This is a genomic window from Paenibacillus harenae, from assembly GCF_030812415.1.
Classification (GTDB): Bacteria; Bacillota; Bacilli; order Paenibacillales; family Paenibacillaceae; genus Pristimantibacillus; species Pristimantibacillus harenae_A.
Window position 1 is genome coordinate 1 of record NZ_JAUSST010000007.1, and the last position, 16,109, is coordinate 16,109.

The window sequence follows — 16,109 nt, forward strand, 5'->3', positions numbered from 1 at the left end:
GGTCGCTGGCCAGCATCTGGGACCCATATACATCTTACCAAGGAGTCTTTTTGTTTCTCAAACCTCGTATTTCTTCATTATAGGAATGCTGCCCGATAGCTTAAAGAGGCCACCGATCTTTTCGGCAGCCTCATCCTGGTTGTTTGATGGAGCTAACGTCCCTCGTTAGCTTAACATGCAGATGCCGCGTGTCCGTGAGGTGGGTAAAATGAGTGAATATTTACAAAGTAGCATTTGGTAGCCTATGATTTAAATATTCGTCCAATGGGAAATTGCATCGGATTCCAGCGTGCGTCTATTAGAGGACCGACTACGCCGCAATGAAATCAAGCTGAAGGAGATGAACAAAGGTGAAGAATAGATTTGAATTTACTGCGGTCGTCTTAATAGGGAATGGTGAATTTACAGACGACTTTACCATCGATATCGCCAAAATGGCTGACCGTTTAACCACACAGCTGGAGATCGCAAAGAAAGCGCACCAAACTATTGCGAAGAGCTCAGCGCAAAACAACGAGGCAGCTAAGACAATTGCCGCAGAAGCTCTAAAATCGATTGTGGAGTAGATGCCCGGCTGCATTGAACTATCGTTTCCCGTTAGCTTAATCATTCATTGTGTTATCAATCTACTTAGTTCTTGCTTAGCAACTTCTTCAACCCAAGCAACAAGTTTGGACAATCATTAATTCTGTATATTGTATATTCCGGATAACCACCATCAAGGGGTGTAATGTGCTCAAAACAATGGTCATGAGCAAGCATTAATATTAATGAGTTATTCTTTTGGTATAGTGTCATATTGCCGTTAGCCTCAAAGGCGAAGGCTATGTAGTCGTTAGGATTGATATAGCTTTCGAACTCTTCATCATTACTTACATCTTCGACGTACGGCGGGTTTTTTTATTTTATTCAATCCTCTGCCGATACTCTAGAATATCTCCAGGCTGGCAATCAAGTGCTTTGCAGATCGCTTCGAGTGTTGAGATTCGAATGGCTTTCGCTTTTCCGTTTTTAAGTATCGACAGGTTCGCCATTGTAATGCCGACTTTCTCCGATAGCTCAGTAACGCTCATTTTCCGCTTTGCAAGCATGACGTCAATATTAACCACTATCATACGGTCAACTCCTGTTCTTCTTTGAGCTCGATCGCGTTTTTGAGCAGTTTCTCAAGAACTGCGGCAAATACTGCGATTACGACTGGAGCACAGGTTATAAATAGCCCGATGACCATGACGCCTGGTGCGTCTGCGCCGTCAGCTACAAAGTAGAAAAGCGGGAGATTACATGCAAACATGAGTGATACGACAACCGCCGCTCGCTTTATTTTCTTAAGCGCTAAAACAGAGGTTTGTGAAAAAGCGGTATTTGTATCGATGTACCTGAGAAGCTTAAATGCCTGAAGTAGCGTAAATGAATACGCAATAGACGCCACATACGCAGCCAAAGCGGAAAGATAAACTTTAATATCCGGGAAATCCGGCATCATACTATGCACCATAGCTGGGAGTCCATAAAAACACATCACTAATGCAGGAATTGCCATAACAACCAGAACAACTTTTAAAAAGAGCGTCTCTTTATTCATCTATTTCACCTCATTTTTGATTTTATCACTTCATTTATCGTTTTACAATAAAAATGTATTGATTCCTTTGTTTGAGCCCAACAAGTTATTTATAAAGAAGAAGCCATACGGCTTATTTGTTCCTCCTTCAAATTTGATCCGAGATACGGACATATTTATGAACCCACTTATTGAAGTTATTCGCGAAAATGATTAAACTATTCTGCCCGTTAGCTCAACGAGGCTGCCGTTTCATACCGGCAGCCTCGTCCTGGTTGGATTGTTAAACTATAGTACCCGTTAGCGTAACGAGCGCTCCTAATAACAGCAATCATTCTTCACCAATCAGTCCGAATTTGCTGAATCGGTGATACCAGCCATTTTTTGTAAATAGCTCCCCTTGCAAGCCATCACTTACTTCTGCCACATTCACCCCATCTACAAACACATCAATCTTTTCATTATTATCATGAGCCTCTTGTAATGCAAAGAGTAGGTCGTGTATTCCATTGCCTACACAGCTAAAGATAACAGTTCGTATTATATTTTTTTGTTCCTCATTGAATTGATTAAGCTCAGCCTGAATCTGTCGCAATGAAGGAGCCTTACATTTTCCATTACTGAGCGTATCATAATGATCAATTGCCCTGTCTCTTAGGTTATTCATTATAAACTTCCCGAACTTATCTAGCGGCAGAATTACGGAAGAATCGTTCTCTGGCATAAAAACCTCCCTTTCCTTTTGTAACACATTTCAGCAATCTATCGTACTCCGTTAGCTGAACGATGGGCAGCCAAGCGCAGCCCTTCTGGTCCCTCAGTAGTTTATGGTTTCCGCTGTCCAAATCAACATGGGAAAATGAATTTCCCTTCTTTCAAAGAAGTAAAAATTGCATTGGTGACATCAACCGACCTTTGGTCTTGAACAACATCCTCTTCAAAGGTATCCTCAAATGTTGATCGGATATGTTTTTCGAGTTCATGCACGTCCAAGTCATTGAGATGCTTAGTAATATAAATCGTAATACGGCGAATTTCGGATTCGTATTCGTCTGGGGGGCACTCAATTGCTAATAGGCCAAAAGGATCCCATTGATCGATAAATTTTTTGACTATTTGAAAGATTGACGCTGTATCAATGGGAAGGTCGCTTAGATAACTTTTTTCCTCCTGTATTTGGAGCTTAGCCATTTTTAATCGTTCCTCAATCGACATGTTTTTGTTCATAAGCAATCCCCCTTTATCATATATCCACTTGGGCTTAACAAATTATCTGAAGGATATTCCTGTACCCTGATCTTTATCTTAATAAACAAAAGAGCAGCTGCCGCAAACAACTCCTTATTTTGTTCAACTATCGTCTCCCGATAGCTTAATAATTAAGTTCGATTTCTGGCTTCGTTATAAAGTGTCTTTTTGGGGACCGATTCCCCATTAAAACGGTAATCGGGATGGTTCTCAATCAACTCTTTTACCGAGACACCGTTAATTTTTAAACCATCAATTAGACAGTTATTGATCGTCAGATTTACAAGATCCGAGTTGGAGACCGTAGCATCCTCCAAGGTTCCAGAATCAAAATTCAATCCAAAAACATCGCATTGATTCATGTGCATACCCCACCATGCATTACCTTCCAGATATACTTCAGATAGATTACTCGCTCGGACCGTGGAACCAGTTAAGTCAACATGAATGATTTGAGCGTTTTTCATGTTTGCAAACCTAATTGTTGTCTCATGTAAGTTGGCATTTTCAATTGTGGAATTGGTCAAATCCCCTGTATAAAATTTACTATTCGTTTCATTCATTCAAGCTACCCCCATAATATGGAATGATTTCTTGATCTATTAATTCGCTGCAATTACTAAACTATGCTGCCCGTTAGCATAATGAGGCAGCCAATCGTTGTGATTGGCTGCCTCTTTGTCATTATTAAGCTATCGTGTCCCGTTAGTTGAGTAACACAACGAAATCCAGAAATGAATTAATTCTTTATCACTTGCTTAGTGACTAAAAAAAGTCCCTTCTAACGAACAGTATTATATAAAACCAGAATGGTAACAGCACCTTATAAAACTATCCCTGTTACTAGGAGGGAAAAATATATGACTATCCAACTCGCTGAAAGTATTAATCACTCAGCTCAAAATAATCACAATATAATTTCTATTATGGCCGAAATGATCGCAACTATGGAGATTGACGCCAAACTCAAAAAAGAAATTCTTTTTAAAGTTGATGAAATCAGTATGGAGATTTCCAGAAAAGATAAACTCTGCTATGACGTAGTGAATGCTACTCGTAATAACGGTGACTATTACAAAGCTAAGATGGTATGGAAACAATTTAGAAATAGAGTAGAGCATGCCCTTGGAGAGCTGAATAAGCGAATTCAATGGACAAGATACCCTGACGAGTGGAGCGAGACATATGAACTCCTAAAGCGTCGAGCAGCTTTACATGATGATGAGGTGGAAAGATTAGAGCGGCAAGAGTTATTGAGCGTCTAGTCATTTGCGGTTGCTTTTTAGTTCTTGTTTTTTCTTTTTGCTCTTTTCTAAAACATCGTGTTGGTTTTTGTTCATGTCACCTAACATTTAGATTCTCTTCAAAATTGGCTGCCGATGTATTGTCGGCGGCTGTCTTGTTGTTGAGCTAAAGTTCCCCGATAGTTCAATCACTTATCTCGGACTCCACCCTAAACTCGATCCATTCAATCCCAGTGACCTTGGTTTTAGTGGTCAATCCGCGAAATCCCCACATCCCTGGTTCAGAAATGTACGGGCCAGTAACCTCCCATTGATAAGCCAACTTGTGAGAGATGACTAATGCTGCGAAAACAGCATCAGCAATTTCGTCCTTATTTAAAGGTGTACTAAAAACAACATCGAATAAGGAGGAGTCCTTCCAATAACGTTCACACGAAACTAGAGTACCCTTCATGTCACATACTTCATTAAATCTTGTAAGTAGCTTATGCACTTTTTCCTCTCTGTTCACTTTGAAAAAAGCGTGCCAATAAATGTATTTGTGCATATTAATCCTCCGACCGGTTGATCTAGCGTCCCGTTAGCTTAGCCATTTAATCGAAGATAATGAGTTTCATTTTTTGGATCAGTAATAACCGTGAACCCAATAGAGTGGTAAAATACATCGGCAACCGGGTTATCAGTTTTTAGTACAAGCATCGTATAACATTTTCTAGCTTCTGCGATAACCGAATCCATTAACATTTTCCCAATACCAAATCGACGTACTCTTGACGAGACATAAAGTCTACGGACACGACCAACTTCATTGCTATTCGCATAAGGGTCTTGATTTAATCCGCAAATTCCAACAATATCGTTGTTTTGATAAGCTATAAAGACCGCCTCCCCATCTTTATCGAATTTATTTACACCAGTTTCATAGTCGTTTACCAATCGTTTGAGGTGACGGAATCCTTCACTCGTGCTTTCTTCAACCAATAATAATAACTTTCGGGTATCCAGATGATTAACTTTTTGGATTAAAATCTCATTCATTTAAACCATCTCCACTAAAGGGTTTTCCTAGTTTACTTCTGCATCTTCGTGGAAGTATCCTGCCAGTTAGCTCAACGACGAACGGCAGCCGATCGAATGGCCGGCCTCCGCTTTGTCGTGATTGAACTATCGTTCCCCGTTTGTAAATTGTTACGAAGTAAAAATGAAACTGCGCCTACATCGAACTCTTCAAAGATGTTATATGCAATTACGGGATCATTTGAACTTAGTAAATAAGTTCCACAGTTCTTAATCGTATCAATGAATAGCTCGTATAATTTTTCTAATGAGATAGACTCCATCAAATACATTCACCCCATATTCGATCGTACGCGGAAACTTGTCGGCAAATGTTACCGGGGAACTGGAAATATCAGTTCATATACTCTGTCGAAATCGTCTCGCATCCGTTGAATAATGCAAAATTTTGAAAACAATTGTTCAAGGCTGTTCGCAATTGCTTTGTTTGCTTTATGTCGTTCTCGTACCAGATGTTTTTAACAACGAGCGTCCCGGCTTTTCGCTCCGCGATTACCTCGGCTCGTCCGATGAGGCTTTCTCCGTATAATAGAGGCAACACATAATAGCCGAATTTCCGTTTGATTGCAGGCGTGTAAATCTCCCAGGTGTAATCGAATTCAAACAATTCGTTGATAAGTTTTCTGTCCCATATGAAATTATCTAGTGGGGCAATCAGCTCGCAACGCCATTTCGGCGCTGGATTTTGCAGAACGGCTTCAATAAGCGGCAAGTCCTCCGTGCGACAATAAAGTATATCCTTCATTTGTTCCACGGCAACAGCAACAATGCGAGCTTCGTGCAACAGTTGGCGGAAAACCTCGTTGCGCTGCTCCGCTTTCAATCCCCATATGTTCAGCCAGGCATCGGATGCGCGATTCCATAAAAGTCCAACAGCGCCGATTCGACGCAGTACTCGCCACTTGTGATGCTCAAGCTCGCCCTCCAGCGGCTCCGGCGCATTCAGCAGATTTGGCTGTATGTACTTCCCGGCGATATCGTAATATTTACGCGTTCCTTTTTTGTGATGTATAATCAACTCGCCTGTCGAGTACATCTGCTCCAGCACCGACCGGGATGAATTGTTTCCGCTGCTCCAATGGATGGCCGATCGCCAAGCGAAATTTCCATCCAATTTTAGATCATCCGAACTTAGCGCACCGTGATTTTGGATGTGAGCTCGTACTTGCTCTATCAACGCTTCCATTTCGGGATAGCGCTTGGCATGTTGTCGGGCGGCCTGCCTGTACCGCTCAAAATACGGCCAGTCCTCGACAGGGATAATGGCCAAGTTCTTGTCGGGATAATCGACAAGGATTCTATCTTGATACAGCAACTCGGCGAGCATGTTCTTGGTAAATCCTTTGATTCGCGACTGCAACACCAGTTCGGCGTTTTTTCCGCAAACATCGATGGGATCGTATTGAATACAGCCGACCTGCCGCACAAAATCCAATACTCCCTGCTTTCCGGTAAAATGATATTCGCCCAACAACCCGTGCTTCAATAGCAGAAATTGTCGTGCCTGGCGGTTCGTCAATTGAATCATGTACACATCGGCTCCTTAACGAAACAAACGGGAGCCGTTTGCACATGATTATGGTTGGCGAGATTGCTTATCTCAATAAAGTTACTATTTGCTTCTTTCCATAATGATGGTATCCATTGGGATGCTTCATTAGCAAACCTCTTTCCTAATTTTCCAATAACCGAAAATTGCACTTTTTCAATAATTTCAACCACGCCTATTCCCCCTATCCGTTGGAAAATACAAAAAAACAAACACATGTTCCCATAAAATGTTACCATTATCTCGAGCATAAAAACAAGAGCTAGTCAAAAATACTGCCCGTTAAAGCAATGAAGCTGCCGATCGCCGCGGCAGCTTCATCTAAGTTGTGTATTGAGCTAAAGTTTCCCGTTAGCTTAAGGACCGAGGGTCAATAGCCCCAATGCTTGAATATGTTGTTATCTGATGGATTCGCTTTACTATGAAACACTAATCTCTCTTTTACTTAATTTTTTAAATGCAGAGTAATACTGATCGGACATAATAAAACTTAATATTTTTTCGGCACACTCTGTTGGACTCAACTCTTCAGTATTTACTTCAAGGTCATATTCATTAAAAGAATATATTTTGTCGTACTGGGAATTTGCTAGTCCAATCTCTCGATCTCCTCTGATTTGCTCTCTTCTTGTGAGTTCTTCTTTCGAGCATATTACACCTACAAATAATGTAGGATAATCAAAAAGTACATCAAGATAATCATTAAACCGCTTGTCATTGTCGATTACGGTATCGACGATTACATTCAAACCCATTTCTGAAAACAATTTAATTGTTGCATAGTATACTGAGACTATGGGATCAAAAATTATTTGTCCGATATTATCCACTTCTTTTGTAGGTTCAATATCTGGAAATTTATTATTAATAAAATCAAAGTAATTACGAAAAAAATCATCTATGGATAAATGATGAAAAGGAATCTCTTTCTGATTTTTTAGTTCCATAGAAATACTAGTCTTTCCTGAACTTGAAGTTCCGTTCAAAAACACAATAAGTCCTTGCTTCAAACGAATTCACCCTCACATATAAGATTAGCGTATCATTCAGACAACGTTATATACACAACGTTCATTAAATTATCCAACTGATAAAATATTCGAGAACCGATTAAACTATCCTGCCAGTTAGGTGAGAAAAAGGCAGCCATTATGTCGGCTGCCATTTTTTCGTTTTCATTGAGCTATCGTCTCCCGTTAGCTTAACATGCAGATGCCGCGTGTCCGTGAGGATGGGTAAAATGAGTGAATATTTACAAAGTAGCATTTGGTAGCCTATGATTTAAATATTCGTCCAATGGGAAATTGCATCGGATTCCAGCGTGCGTCTATTGGAGGACCGACTACGCAGCAATGCAATCAAGCTGAAGGAGATGAACAAAGGTGAAGAATAGATTTGAATTTACTGCGGTCGTCTTAATAGGGAATGGTGAATTAACAGACGACTTTACCATCGAAATCGCCAAAATGGCTGACCGTTTAACCACACAGCTGGAGATCGCAAAGAAAGCGCTCCAAACTATTGCGAAGAGCTCAGCGCAAAACAACGAGGCAGCTAAGACAATTGCCGCAGAAGCTCTAAAATCGATTGTGGAGTAGATGCCCGGCTGCATTGAACTATCGTTCCCCGTTAGCGTAATCTATTTTAGGAGACAAAGGTCATCTAACCGACTGGTAAACGAGACCTATGGCTCCAGAATCAAAGGTCTTGTTTTCGATAAGTTTAAGATTGACCTTCTCCTTGAGACCTTGGAATAACGGCAATCCGTTGCCGATCAGGACGGGAGAAACCGTAATTTTATACTCATCGATTAAATTAAGCTGCATAAGGTGGTGTGCGATCCTAGGACTGCCGAGGATGACCATATCCTTGCCTGGCTGCTGTTTGAGGTTCTTGATCTCTTCCTCGACATCTTCTTTCACCAGTCTGGAATTGTTCCATTCGACTTTGTCCAGCGTCGTGGAAAAAACGATTTTTGCTGTCTTATCGATCCACTCGGCATGATTCCGTTCATGCTGCGAAGCTGATGGGTTCGAAGGCACAGATGGCCAATAACCGTGCATTAATTGATAAGTCCCTCGTCCCCAAATGACGGTGTCGGCAGTACTTAGAATTTCTTTCGCGTATTTCTCTAAATCACCATCGTAGGAAATCCAGCCAATGTCCATTGCACCGTTTGGCCCTTCTACAAAACCGTCAAGCGATGCGTGCAAAAATAGAACGAGTTTTCTCATTTTTAGTGCTCCTTTGTTCATGAGGGATGTCTACATTAGTTGCATTTTAGCACATTTCAGCTTGGATTGTTTCCTATGGATTGCTAAGTTAAACTCCCGTTAGCTTCATGCCTGCCAGTACAGATGTACAAAATTTCTTGTTTTGTGAAGATGTAAAAGGAAAAAGGAGCTGCCGCGGCAGCTCCTTCATCGGTTATGGATGTCGAAAGTAGTAAATTGTATTGTTACACATTATCCTTGAGACGTTTTATGCTTGATCAAGTACTCCCGTTGTCTCTTGAGATGCCATTTGTTTTTGCGCTTTAGTTACTTGATTGCGTTCGTGGTTGAATTCGTTTGATTCACTGTATTTAGCAGGAACTTCTTTGGTCTGATCTACTTTCCCTATAGCTTGCGACTTAGTCATGTTTATCTCCTTCGCAATCAAATTCCAAAAGGCCCATGAAATGAAAATCATCTTAGTGTGCTACTAGGTACAGACTTGAGTATCCACGTCATCCGGGTGCGGAGTCGATTGTTCAAACTCTGGGAATTCCCTCTCCTCTATTTCAGGGATGTCAGGCTGTGGAATTTCACGAATATCATCCATTTTCTTATTCCTCCGTATTTACATCTTTTCTGTAACGCTTGGCCTATATATTGTTTGTGAATTTTCCAATTATATACGTACGATCGTACTACGCAAGAGTGATGTGGCTGCCGGCCAAAAAAATCGGCTATGATAACATGTTCTTGTCCTAATATGGCTTCGGATATATGTTCTTGTCTTTCGCTTTTGACAAGAACATATATCCGCAAAATGAAAAAGCCGCGCAGCGCACAGCTCTCTATGCATATATGTTCTTGTCCTCCAACATTCATTGAACTATCGTTCTCCGTTAGCTTAAAGATATATTTTCACCCACGCTACCATTGGAGGGCGCCGTTCTCATCGAAGAACCCGCCGGTTGGTCCATCCTTAAGGAACTGGAAATTATGTTGGAAGTCTTCCGTATCGCCAAGCATTGAACCAGCGATTGTCAGAAAATCTTCGATTCCGATCTCGAAATGGCCATATCGGAAATTATACCCCCAATTGCGATTGCCACTTGTGAAGGTAAGCTGTTCCAATAAATCGGCAATCTTTACTTCTCGACATGGGACGTAGTTGATATCCCGACGGAATGGCACAAAAGATTCGAACATCCGATATTCGTAGACGCTGTCATCCGCAACCTGTCCAATGGCGGTAATGGATTGGAGCGACTTCCCTTTCGACATGTCCGTCCGTGGAGAGTAGTATATTAGCCAATCACCAGGACACATCCGACGTAGGGGTGCAGCTTCGCCATGACAGAGCTGCGCGAATCCACCCTGTACAGCTCGTTGTACATGTGAAGCAGCTACAACGCCAATCCAGTAACGGCTTTGCTGGCTTATTTCATTCGGCATCTTCCGTCCCTTTCTTATTGGCAATTTTCTAAAAAATTTTGTAAACGTTCCAGTTGCAATAGATGATGCCTATAATGCATTTCTACCAGCAAAAACCACTCTGTAGCGTTTAACGCGCCGAAACCTGGATGAAGGATTTTATTCCCTTCCACCGCCTGACTCAAAGCGATTTCAGTACGTTTCATCCGTTCCACTACGCCACGAAGTCCTTCTATCAGCTGCTCCTTACACTCCGGCTGCTGCGGTGTGTACTGTGGTGAAGCCGGGACCCGTATCCGAATGGGCGGAAAACTTCCAAGCTCAAACGCGGCCTTGCCATTCTCCGTTTTTTCCCCCGTGCTCCTAAGCACAGCTTCGCTTCCCGCCAAACATTGGTCAACATTACGCAGATGCATGAATTGAGCCGACTGAATCAAATGCATATACATTTGCCCAATCGACCATTCCTCCTCGTTCGGCTTTGCATGTAGTTGCTCCATATCGAGGTTTTCCAGTTCAACTAAATACCGTCCAACCGTCGCTTCAAACGCCTGCAATGCTTCTGCTGTACTTCTCATATAAACAACACTCCTCATTCATCCTGGGTATAATCCCAGTATAAAAAAACGCTCCTGACAACAGCATGTCAGTAGCGTTTTAAAATTTTTTCGGCCTCTTCCCGAATCCGGCAGCGTAAAGACTTCGGTTCCACAACCTCGACGTCTCCTCCCCAACTAAGGATAAGATGCAGCAATTCCTCCGGCGTTCGAACGCGAAAGTGGAACCAAACACCGTCTATCCGCTCCTCGACCGCTTCCATATAAAAATTACCGGTCTCGACGATTTTATCGGCTATTTCTGGATTGGCCCGAATCAGCACGCGTTCGTTGCGGTCATCTGGCGGACGGTAATGGCTCAAGTTAAAGCCATACGGCATAACAAAGTACTTATCCAACACGACTAGCTCAGTCATTCGCGACAAGCGGAAATGGCGGATATCCTGCCGCAGGTCGCAGCGTCCGATCAAGATCCAATTGCCCTGAACGAGCGCCAGTCCGTACGGATCGACCTCACGCATACTCTTCCTATTGCCGTCCGATTCCGGCATTTTTTTCTGGTACGAAATCTTTATTTTTCGCCGCTCCAAAATCGCCCGCCGCACTTGTCCGAGATAGTCTTTTTCCTTCAAGCCAGTTAACGGTTCACTAGCGTGAAGAAGCCGCATGGTTTCCCGAACGCGTGCCGATTCATCTCGCACTGGCTCCGGCAGAATAGCTTCAATCTTGCGTCTGGCAGCCTGAGCCACAGTTCCGTAATTACCATCCAACCTATGTTCGATAAAATCTGTTCCCATAAGCAAGGCCACGGTCTCTTCCGCCGAAAAACTGACCGGCGGCAGGAAATATCCATCGATCAGGGAATAGCCCTGACCGGGAGCTCCCAATATTGGGACCCCCATTTCGCTCAGGGCTTGAATGTCTCGATATATCGTCCGCACGCTCGTCTCAAATAAAGAAGCCATATCTTCCGCTCTCAATACCTTGCTCCGTTGTAGTTCAAGCATTATGGCAAGCTGCCGGTCGGTTTTATTCATTTTCTTTCCCCCCGCTGATCCATCATCCAGGTCCATTTAATATCAATATCCTATATTGGAACTATCCTGCCCGATCAATTAAAAAGGACGCTCCCGCGCCTTCGCTTGGGCTACATCCTCCTCATTATATTCCATTTCCAATTACCAATTAAAGAACGTACGCGGGTAGCATGTAATGCTTAAACAGGGGACATATCTTAACCTAAGCACTAAGAAAACACTTTGTTTTACAGTCTCATTCTTAATTTTCTTTGGACAATTAGCCGTGAAGCGTTCAGCATGGAGCGTCTTACTATGAAAAGAAAATAAAGTAGCTGCCGATAAATTCGGCAGCCTGTTGTCATTGTGCTATCGTTCTCCGTTAAAGGAACGATGGGTTGGAATTTTAGTATCGTATTTCCTGTTCTACACAAGTCTCTTTTTAACAAAACCTCTGATAATTTCATTGTCACATTGAGCAAGTAACTCTAACTTTCTAACTTTAACAGTGCAGCTGCATACAAGCTTTCAATACTTTCTGGAGATTTTAATTTTTGTAGATTTCTTGCGATATCCTCATGTCGAGTGTGCAAGTGCTCTTTCTAATAACTTTATTATTTTCTGCTCAGGAAACTCACTCATAAAGAATTCATTTCTAAATTTATCTTCAGAAATGTTGCTGTTCCAAAGTTTGATTACTAAATTTCTTTCAAGCTCTGTCATTTCTTTACCCCCACCTAATCTCCTAAGCATCTTTTATGACTTATTCTTCTACAATGGCACTGCGTTAACCTGCCCGTTAGTTTAACACGTAGGTTTAATTAATGTTATAATTCCAAGGATAGTGATTGCGGAGGATGGGTGAATATAGTCATTTCAGAACGCCTAAAGAAAAGGCTATGTTAAATCTTAGTGTTGTTTTATGACCGAAAGAAAACCGCCCTTTAGGGGGCGGTCAGTTGAATTATCGTTTTTTATTCAACATGTTTTGAATGTCTTGGTAGTCTTCTTCACTTATTATCCCATAACCTCCAAAGTTAAAGTCGAGGTATTCACCATTTTCATATTCATATCTGAATATATATAATCCAGAACCAATGTCCTTGGTGTCTCCTAACGCATATATAATTTCTTTGTATGTCATATCTTTCGTTATTTGACTCAACTGAGACGAAGTTACTTTTCTATTTCCATTTGTTAATCCCAGTATTTCAATATTATTTTCTTTACCGACTGTATTTTCTTCTTTAACAATCGAACCCTCTGACTGGCTGTCATTGCTAGTACATCCAGATAGAACAGTCATACAAGTCACAAAAACTAAAAATAGAATATTCATGCGGAAATTCATTGCACATCCCCCTTCTTTTATTCTGATTACCTTTTATACGACGCATTTTTCTTATAGTTGCATGTTCCTAAATAGGGAATTAATGGTAAAGCATGTTGAATGGTATCTAACTATTCTGCCCGTTCCCCTGTTCGTTTTCATCCCGAAGCTTACGAGGAACTGCGTATTCTAATGGCAAACCGAGAAACGGTTACCAAGCGCCTCAACGCTGCGGTTAACCAGATTCATCGCTGGGTAGACATTGTTTTCCCTGAACTTCGTCAGGTCTTTAAAATCCTTACCTGCACCAGTGCTATCGCTACACTCAGACTCTTTCCTTTACCGAAAGAGATCAGTCGGTTAAACATAGAACAGGTTCTTGATGGTTGGAAGCAATTTGTGAAGCGTCATGCTGGAGTTAAACGCGCTGAACTACTCATTTCACTTGCAAAATCCAGTGTGGGCACCACTCAGGCACTCCACGCTTACAAGCTTCATCTTGGGCAATTGCTCGAAGAATTTGACCTGGCCCAACGCCAGCTTGAACAAATTAAACACGAGCTCCAACTCATTCTTGAGCGTATTCCTTATGCACAGAAGCTGCTTGAAATACGAGCCCACAAGCAGCATAAAACCAATTAATCCTCATCAGCTCATGTATTCGCAGGATGACAAGAAGCACGGAGTATCGGGAGATGTTACGCAAAAGGGCTCGGCCCCACATTTCTTCATCTCTCACAATTACACGAGGGTGAAATCCTGCGAATTCATGAGTCTGGGTTAGGAAACTGAATCATTTCGAGGGAGCGTAACGATGTGTTGTTGAATTATAAACTTTAATCATTAAAACTATTTTCATAAATACCAAGGAACTTAGATACATTACACCTTATTGTTTAACCATTTCATCTTTAGACTCAAGTTGGCCAGCAAATTTCTTATAGTCTCTATAATTCTCATTACTAATAGGCACCCGCGCTTCAAATGCAGCGCAAAAAGACTTGCGCAAACGAATTGCGATGACGAAGGGCGATTGCGGCCAGCTCCGGATGCTCCAGCCGGATACAGCTGTGCGTTAGCAAGACCGACTTGGCATCCGAGGATAAGAGCTCTAGCTTGAGTTTAACCCCACAATTCATGAAGCGTTGCAGCTTAAAGCGAAAGCCCTCTTACGTTCTTGCATACTGAAGAGGGCTTTTACAAGGAGTGATGAAGCTTTACCGTTATGCAGATACTAGAGCTTCTGTAGAACATACCATACTGTGTACAATGCAAAAGCAAATATGGAAAAGAATACTGCAAGCAGCGCCCCTCTGACAACCCTCTGCCACCCGATACGGATCAACCCGTAACATCCACCATACACAATCATTCCGGCAGCAGCTCCCTCCAAAAAGACGCTCGGTGCCCGCAGGAGAACAATATAAAACAAAACGCTTATCCCTAACAAAAAGTAATTCATCCACAGAAACGCAATTCTGCCTTGATTTCGCATCAAGCTTATCCCCCTATTTCAAGACTTTCCATACAGTCTGCCGCGTCATGCGCACAGTCTGTATGTCTTCTAGATACGAAGATTCATTTCCTTCTATTTCCTTTGGTAGCTCAGTGTGTTTTAATTTGAGAAATTTAGTCCCAGTCTAGAAAAGAACAAACTCGTCACTGCCTCTAATTGTTCACGTCGGCCCTTCGTGTATCGAACTCCAACCGAAATTGAAGGACCAAATGCACATACTCTACAGACTGTTATTTTTTTAACAACAGCCAGTCGACTGCAAATTCTAAGTAAAGTACTAGAGAATACAAAGGGAATAGCAAGGATCTGGAAAGTGAGTCGGAAATAACTTCTTACTTCCTCCAAATTAGTATCATTTTTGAAATCAGGAATCATTTGAGTAAAAAAGCTAAGGTCATTAATAAGGTTTCCTGTTACAGCGCTTATTGTTACAATGACAACAAAAATGAATCTGATTATATCCAATGCGATCTTAGAGTGATCAAGGAATTCTTTACGAGAATGCTTCCTGTTAATAAAATACAACATGAAGAAGAATATAATCGTAGTCAAGAAAGTGAAAATTAAAAATAGGGGTATTGAAATACATGGTTGTAATCCGATTAAGAAGTTTTATGCTAAAGGGTACTGTGAAATAAGTGAAAAAAGCCCCCTGCTTCGATTGGTTACTCTGTTTGTGACGCAAAAACTAGTTTTATAGTTTCAAAGCTTTTTAAGTTTTCTAAGCTATTCTGCCAGTTATTTCAACGAACAAAGGCAACCGATCGTATTGCCGGCTGCCGTCATGTCGTGTTTGAGCTATCGTACCCGTTAGTTGAATGATGAAAACCAAATTTATTCACTTAATCAATTGTTCAAATGTCAAACCTTGTTTCGATTGTTCCCAATATTCCATTTCTGCTTTATAGTTCTCTTGTGTCCATTGGTCTAATACCTGTTGACTTACAATAGTTGAAGCCTTCAATCTTAGCCATTTAGAGTCGTTTTCTTTTAAATGAAGTTTTGCTTCCAATGTACTCTTCACTATATGTGGTATGGTAACACTTTCAAATTGGTCAGAAATGTTGTCATTAGAACCATTAAATTTTTGATACACCCTGTATAAAACACTTACATTGGAGTTGGTTTTATCTTCATTCTTAAGGTATTCTTGCTTTAATACATGAAAGGTAACATTTGAAATCAATGAGTATTTTTGCTTTTCATCTGCCCTCAGTTCAGAATCATCTGACGCCACCGACGCTACCGCCATTTCTGCAACGGAATCAGTATTTGTAATATGTTTGGCACCAGAACTACACCCAGTAATTGCAAGTATAAAAATGAAGGAAATAATGGTCATTTTCATTGTTCTCACCACCTCG

Annotated in this window: 22 protein-coding genes; 4 read left to right on the forward strand and 18 right to left on the reverse strand. The window is 41.5% G+C overall.

Going from position 1 to position 16,109, the window contains the following annotated elements:
* Window positions 1-350: 350 nt before the first annotated feature.
* A complete protein-coding gene (locus J2T14_RS23825) occupies window positions 351-566 on the forward strand; it encodes a hypothetical protein (protein WP_307474856.1) in 216 nt (71 codons plus the stop codon).
* A 339-nt stretch (window positions 567-905) separates the two neighbouring features.
* Here the strand turns inward: J2T14_RS23825 and J2T14_RS23830 are convergent, their stop codons facing one another.
* From J2T14_RS23830 to J2T14_RS23850, 5 genes are all read right to left on the reverse strand, one after another.
* A complete protein-coding gene (locus tag J2T14_RS23830) occupies window positions 906-1,115 on the reverse strand; it encodes a helix-turn-helix domain-containing protein (protein WP_307474858.1) in 210 nt (69 codons plus the stop codon).
* Complete coding sequence (locus tag J2T14_RS23835; protein ID WP_307474860.1) at window positions 1,112-1,585, reverse strand: DUF2975 domain-containing protein; 474 nt, start codon at window positions 1,583-1,585, stop codon at window positions 1,112-1,114. The genes J2T14_RS23830 and J2T14_RS23835 overlap by 4 nt, the downstream gene beginning before the upstream one ends.
* A 310-nt stretch (window positions 1,586-1,895) precedes the next feature.
* Entirely contained in the window at window positions 1,896-2,288 is a 393-nt protein-coding gene (locus tag J2T14_RS23840) for a hypothetical protein (protein ID WP_307474862.1), read from the reverse strand.
* A gap of 122 nt (window positions 2,289-2,410) precedes the next feature.
* Window positions 2,411-2,791: a hypothetical protein gene (locus J2T14_RS23845; RefSeq protein WP_307474864.1), complete on the reverse strand. Its 381-nt coding sequence runs from the start codon at window positions 2,789-2,791 to the stop codon at window positions 2,411-2,413.
* 152 nt (window positions 2,792-2,943) lie between these two features.
* Window positions 2,944-3,375, reverse strand: a complete 432-nt coding sequence (locus J2T14_RS23850; protein ID WP_307474866.1) for a pentapeptide repeat-containing protein — start codon at window positions 3,373-3,375, stop codon at window positions 2,944-2,946.
* Window positions 3,376-3,672: 297 nt separating this feature from the next.
* On the opposite strand from J2T14_RS23850, the gene J2T14_RS23855 reads away from it, so the two are divergent.
* On the forward strand, window positions 3,673-4,077 hold the full coding sequence (locus J2T14_RS23855) for a hypothetical protein (protein ID WP_307474868.1): 405 nt from the start codon (window positions 3,673-3,675) through the stop codon (window positions 4,075-4,077).
* Window positions 4,078-4,240: 163 nt separating this feature from the next.
* On the opposite strand, the gene J2T14_RS23860 is transcribed toward J2T14_RS23855, so the two are convergent.
* The 5 genes from J2T14_RS23860 to J2T14_RS23880 all read right to left on the reverse strand — a co-directional run bounded on the left by J2T14_RS23860 (window position 4,241) and on the right by J2T14_RS23880 (window position 7,692).
* Window positions 4,241-4,603, reverse strand: a complete 363-nt coding sequence (locus J2T14_RS23860; RefSeq protein ID WP_307205337.1) for a hypothetical protein — start codon at window positions 4,601-4,603, stop codon at window positions 4,241-4,243.
* Window positions 4,604-4,641: 38 nt separating this feature from the next.
* Window positions 4,642-5,094: a GNAT family N-acetyltransferase gene (locus J2T14_RS23865; RefSeq protein ID WP_307474870.1), complete on the reverse strand. Its 453-nt coding sequence runs from the start codon at window positions 5,092-5,094 to the stop codon at window positions 4,642-4,644.
* 373 nt (window positions 5,095-5,467) lie between these two features.
* Window positions 5,468-6,661: a winged helix-turn-helix domain-containing protein gene (locus tag J2T14_RS23870; RefSeq protein WP_307474872.1), complete on the reverse strand. Its 1,194-nt coding sequence runs from the start codon at window positions 6,659-6,661 to the stop codon at window positions 5,468-5,470.
* Complete coding sequence (locus J2T14_RS23875) at window positions 6,658-6,855, reverse strand: hypothetical protein (protein WP_307474873.1); 198 nt, start codon at window positions 6,853-6,855, stop codon at window positions 6,658-6,660. Before J2T14_RS23875 ends, J2T14_RS23870 begins: the two co-directional genes overlap by 4 nt.
* Before the next feature lie 246 nt (window positions 6,856-7,101).
* Window positions 7,102-7,692 carry a chloramphenicol phosphotransferase CPT family protein gene (locus J2T14_RS23880; RefSeq protein ID WP_307474875.1) on the reverse strand — a complete coding sequence of 197 codons (591 nt, stop codon included), beginning with the start codon at window positions 7,690-7,692 and terminating at the stop codon, window positions 7,102-7,104.
* Window positions 7,693-8,064: 372 nt separating this feature from the next.
* On the opposite strand from J2T14_RS23880, the gene J2T14_RS23885 reads away from it, so the two are divergent.
* A complete protein-coding gene (locus tag J2T14_RS23885; protein ID WP_307205331.1) occupies window positions 8,065-8,280 on the forward strand; it encodes a hypothetical protein in 216 nt (71 codons plus the stop codon).
* Window positions 8,281-8,340: 60 nt separating this feature from the next.
* On the opposite strand, the gene J2T14_RS23890 is transcribed toward J2T14_RS23885, so the two are convergent.
* From J2T14_RS23890 to J2T14_RS23920, 7 genes are all read right to left on the reverse strand, one after another.
* Window positions 8,341-8,916 carry a dihydrofolate reductase family protein gene (locus tag J2T14_RS23890; protein WP_307474877.1) on the reverse strand — a complete coding sequence of 192 codons (576 nt, stop codon included), beginning with the start codon at window positions 8,914-8,916 and terminating at the stop codon, window positions 8,341-8,343.
* Between the two features lie 247 nt (window positions 8,917-9,163).
* Window positions 9,164-9,322, reverse strand: coding sequence for a hypothetical protein (locus J2T14_RS23895; protein ID WP_169091743.1), 159 nt, complete (start codon window positions 9,320-9,322; stop codon window positions 9,164-9,166).
* A 500-nt stretch (window positions 9,323-9,822) separates the two neighbouring features.
* Window positions 9,823-10,347 (reverse strand): EVE domain-containing protein, encoded by a 525-nt coding sequence (locus J2T14_RS23900; protein ID WP_307474879.1) that lies wholly within the window; start codon window positions 10,345-10,347, stop codon window positions 9,823-9,825.
* 14 nt (window positions 10,348-10,361) lie between these two features.
* On the reverse strand, window positions 10,362-10,904 hold the full coding sequence (locus J2T14_RS23905; RefSeq protein ID WP_307474882.1) for a DinB family protein: 543 nt from the start codon (window positions 10,902-10,904) through the stop codon (window positions 10,362-10,364).
* A 68-nt stretch (window positions 10,905-10,972) separates the two neighbouring features.
* Window positions 10,973-11,920 (reverse strand): helix-turn-helix transcriptional regulator, encoded by a 948-nt coding sequence (locus tag J2T14_RS23910; RefSeq protein WP_307474884.1) that lies wholly within the window; start codon window positions 11,918-11,920, stop codon window positions 10,973-10,975.
* A gap of 555 nt (window positions 11,921-12,475) precedes the next feature.
* Window positions 12,476-12,622, reverse strand: coding sequence for a hypothetical protein (locus J2T14_RS23915; protein WP_307474886.1), 147 nt, complete (start codon window positions 12,620-12,622; stop codon window positions 12,476-12,478).
* Window positions 12,623-12,863: 241 nt separating this feature from the next.
* On the reverse strand, window positions 12,864-13,250 hold the full coding sequence (locus J2T14_RS23920) for a hypothetical protein (protein WP_307474888.1): 387 nt from the start codon (window positions 13,248-13,250) through the stop codon (window positions 12,864-12,866).
* A 171-nt stretch (window positions 13,251-13,421) separates the two neighbouring features.
* Here J2T14_RS23920 and J2T14_RS23925 point away from each other — a divergent pair, with 171 nt between their 5' ends.
* Window positions 13,422-13,871, forward strand: coding sequence for a hypothetical protein (locus tag J2T14_RS23925; protein WP_307205320.1), 450 nt, complete (start codon window positions 13,422-13,424; stop codon window positions 13,869-13,871).
* 1,712 nt (window positions 13,872-15,583) lie between these two features.
* Here the strand turns inward: J2T14_RS23925 and J2T14_RS23930 are convergent.
* On the reverse strand, window positions 15,584-16,093 hold the full coding sequence (locus tag J2T14_RS23930; protein WP_307205319.1) for a hypothetical protein: 510 nt from the start codon (window positions 16,091-16,093) through the stop codon (window positions 15,584-15,586).
* Between the last annotated feature and the right edge of the window lie 16 nt (window positions 16,094-16,109).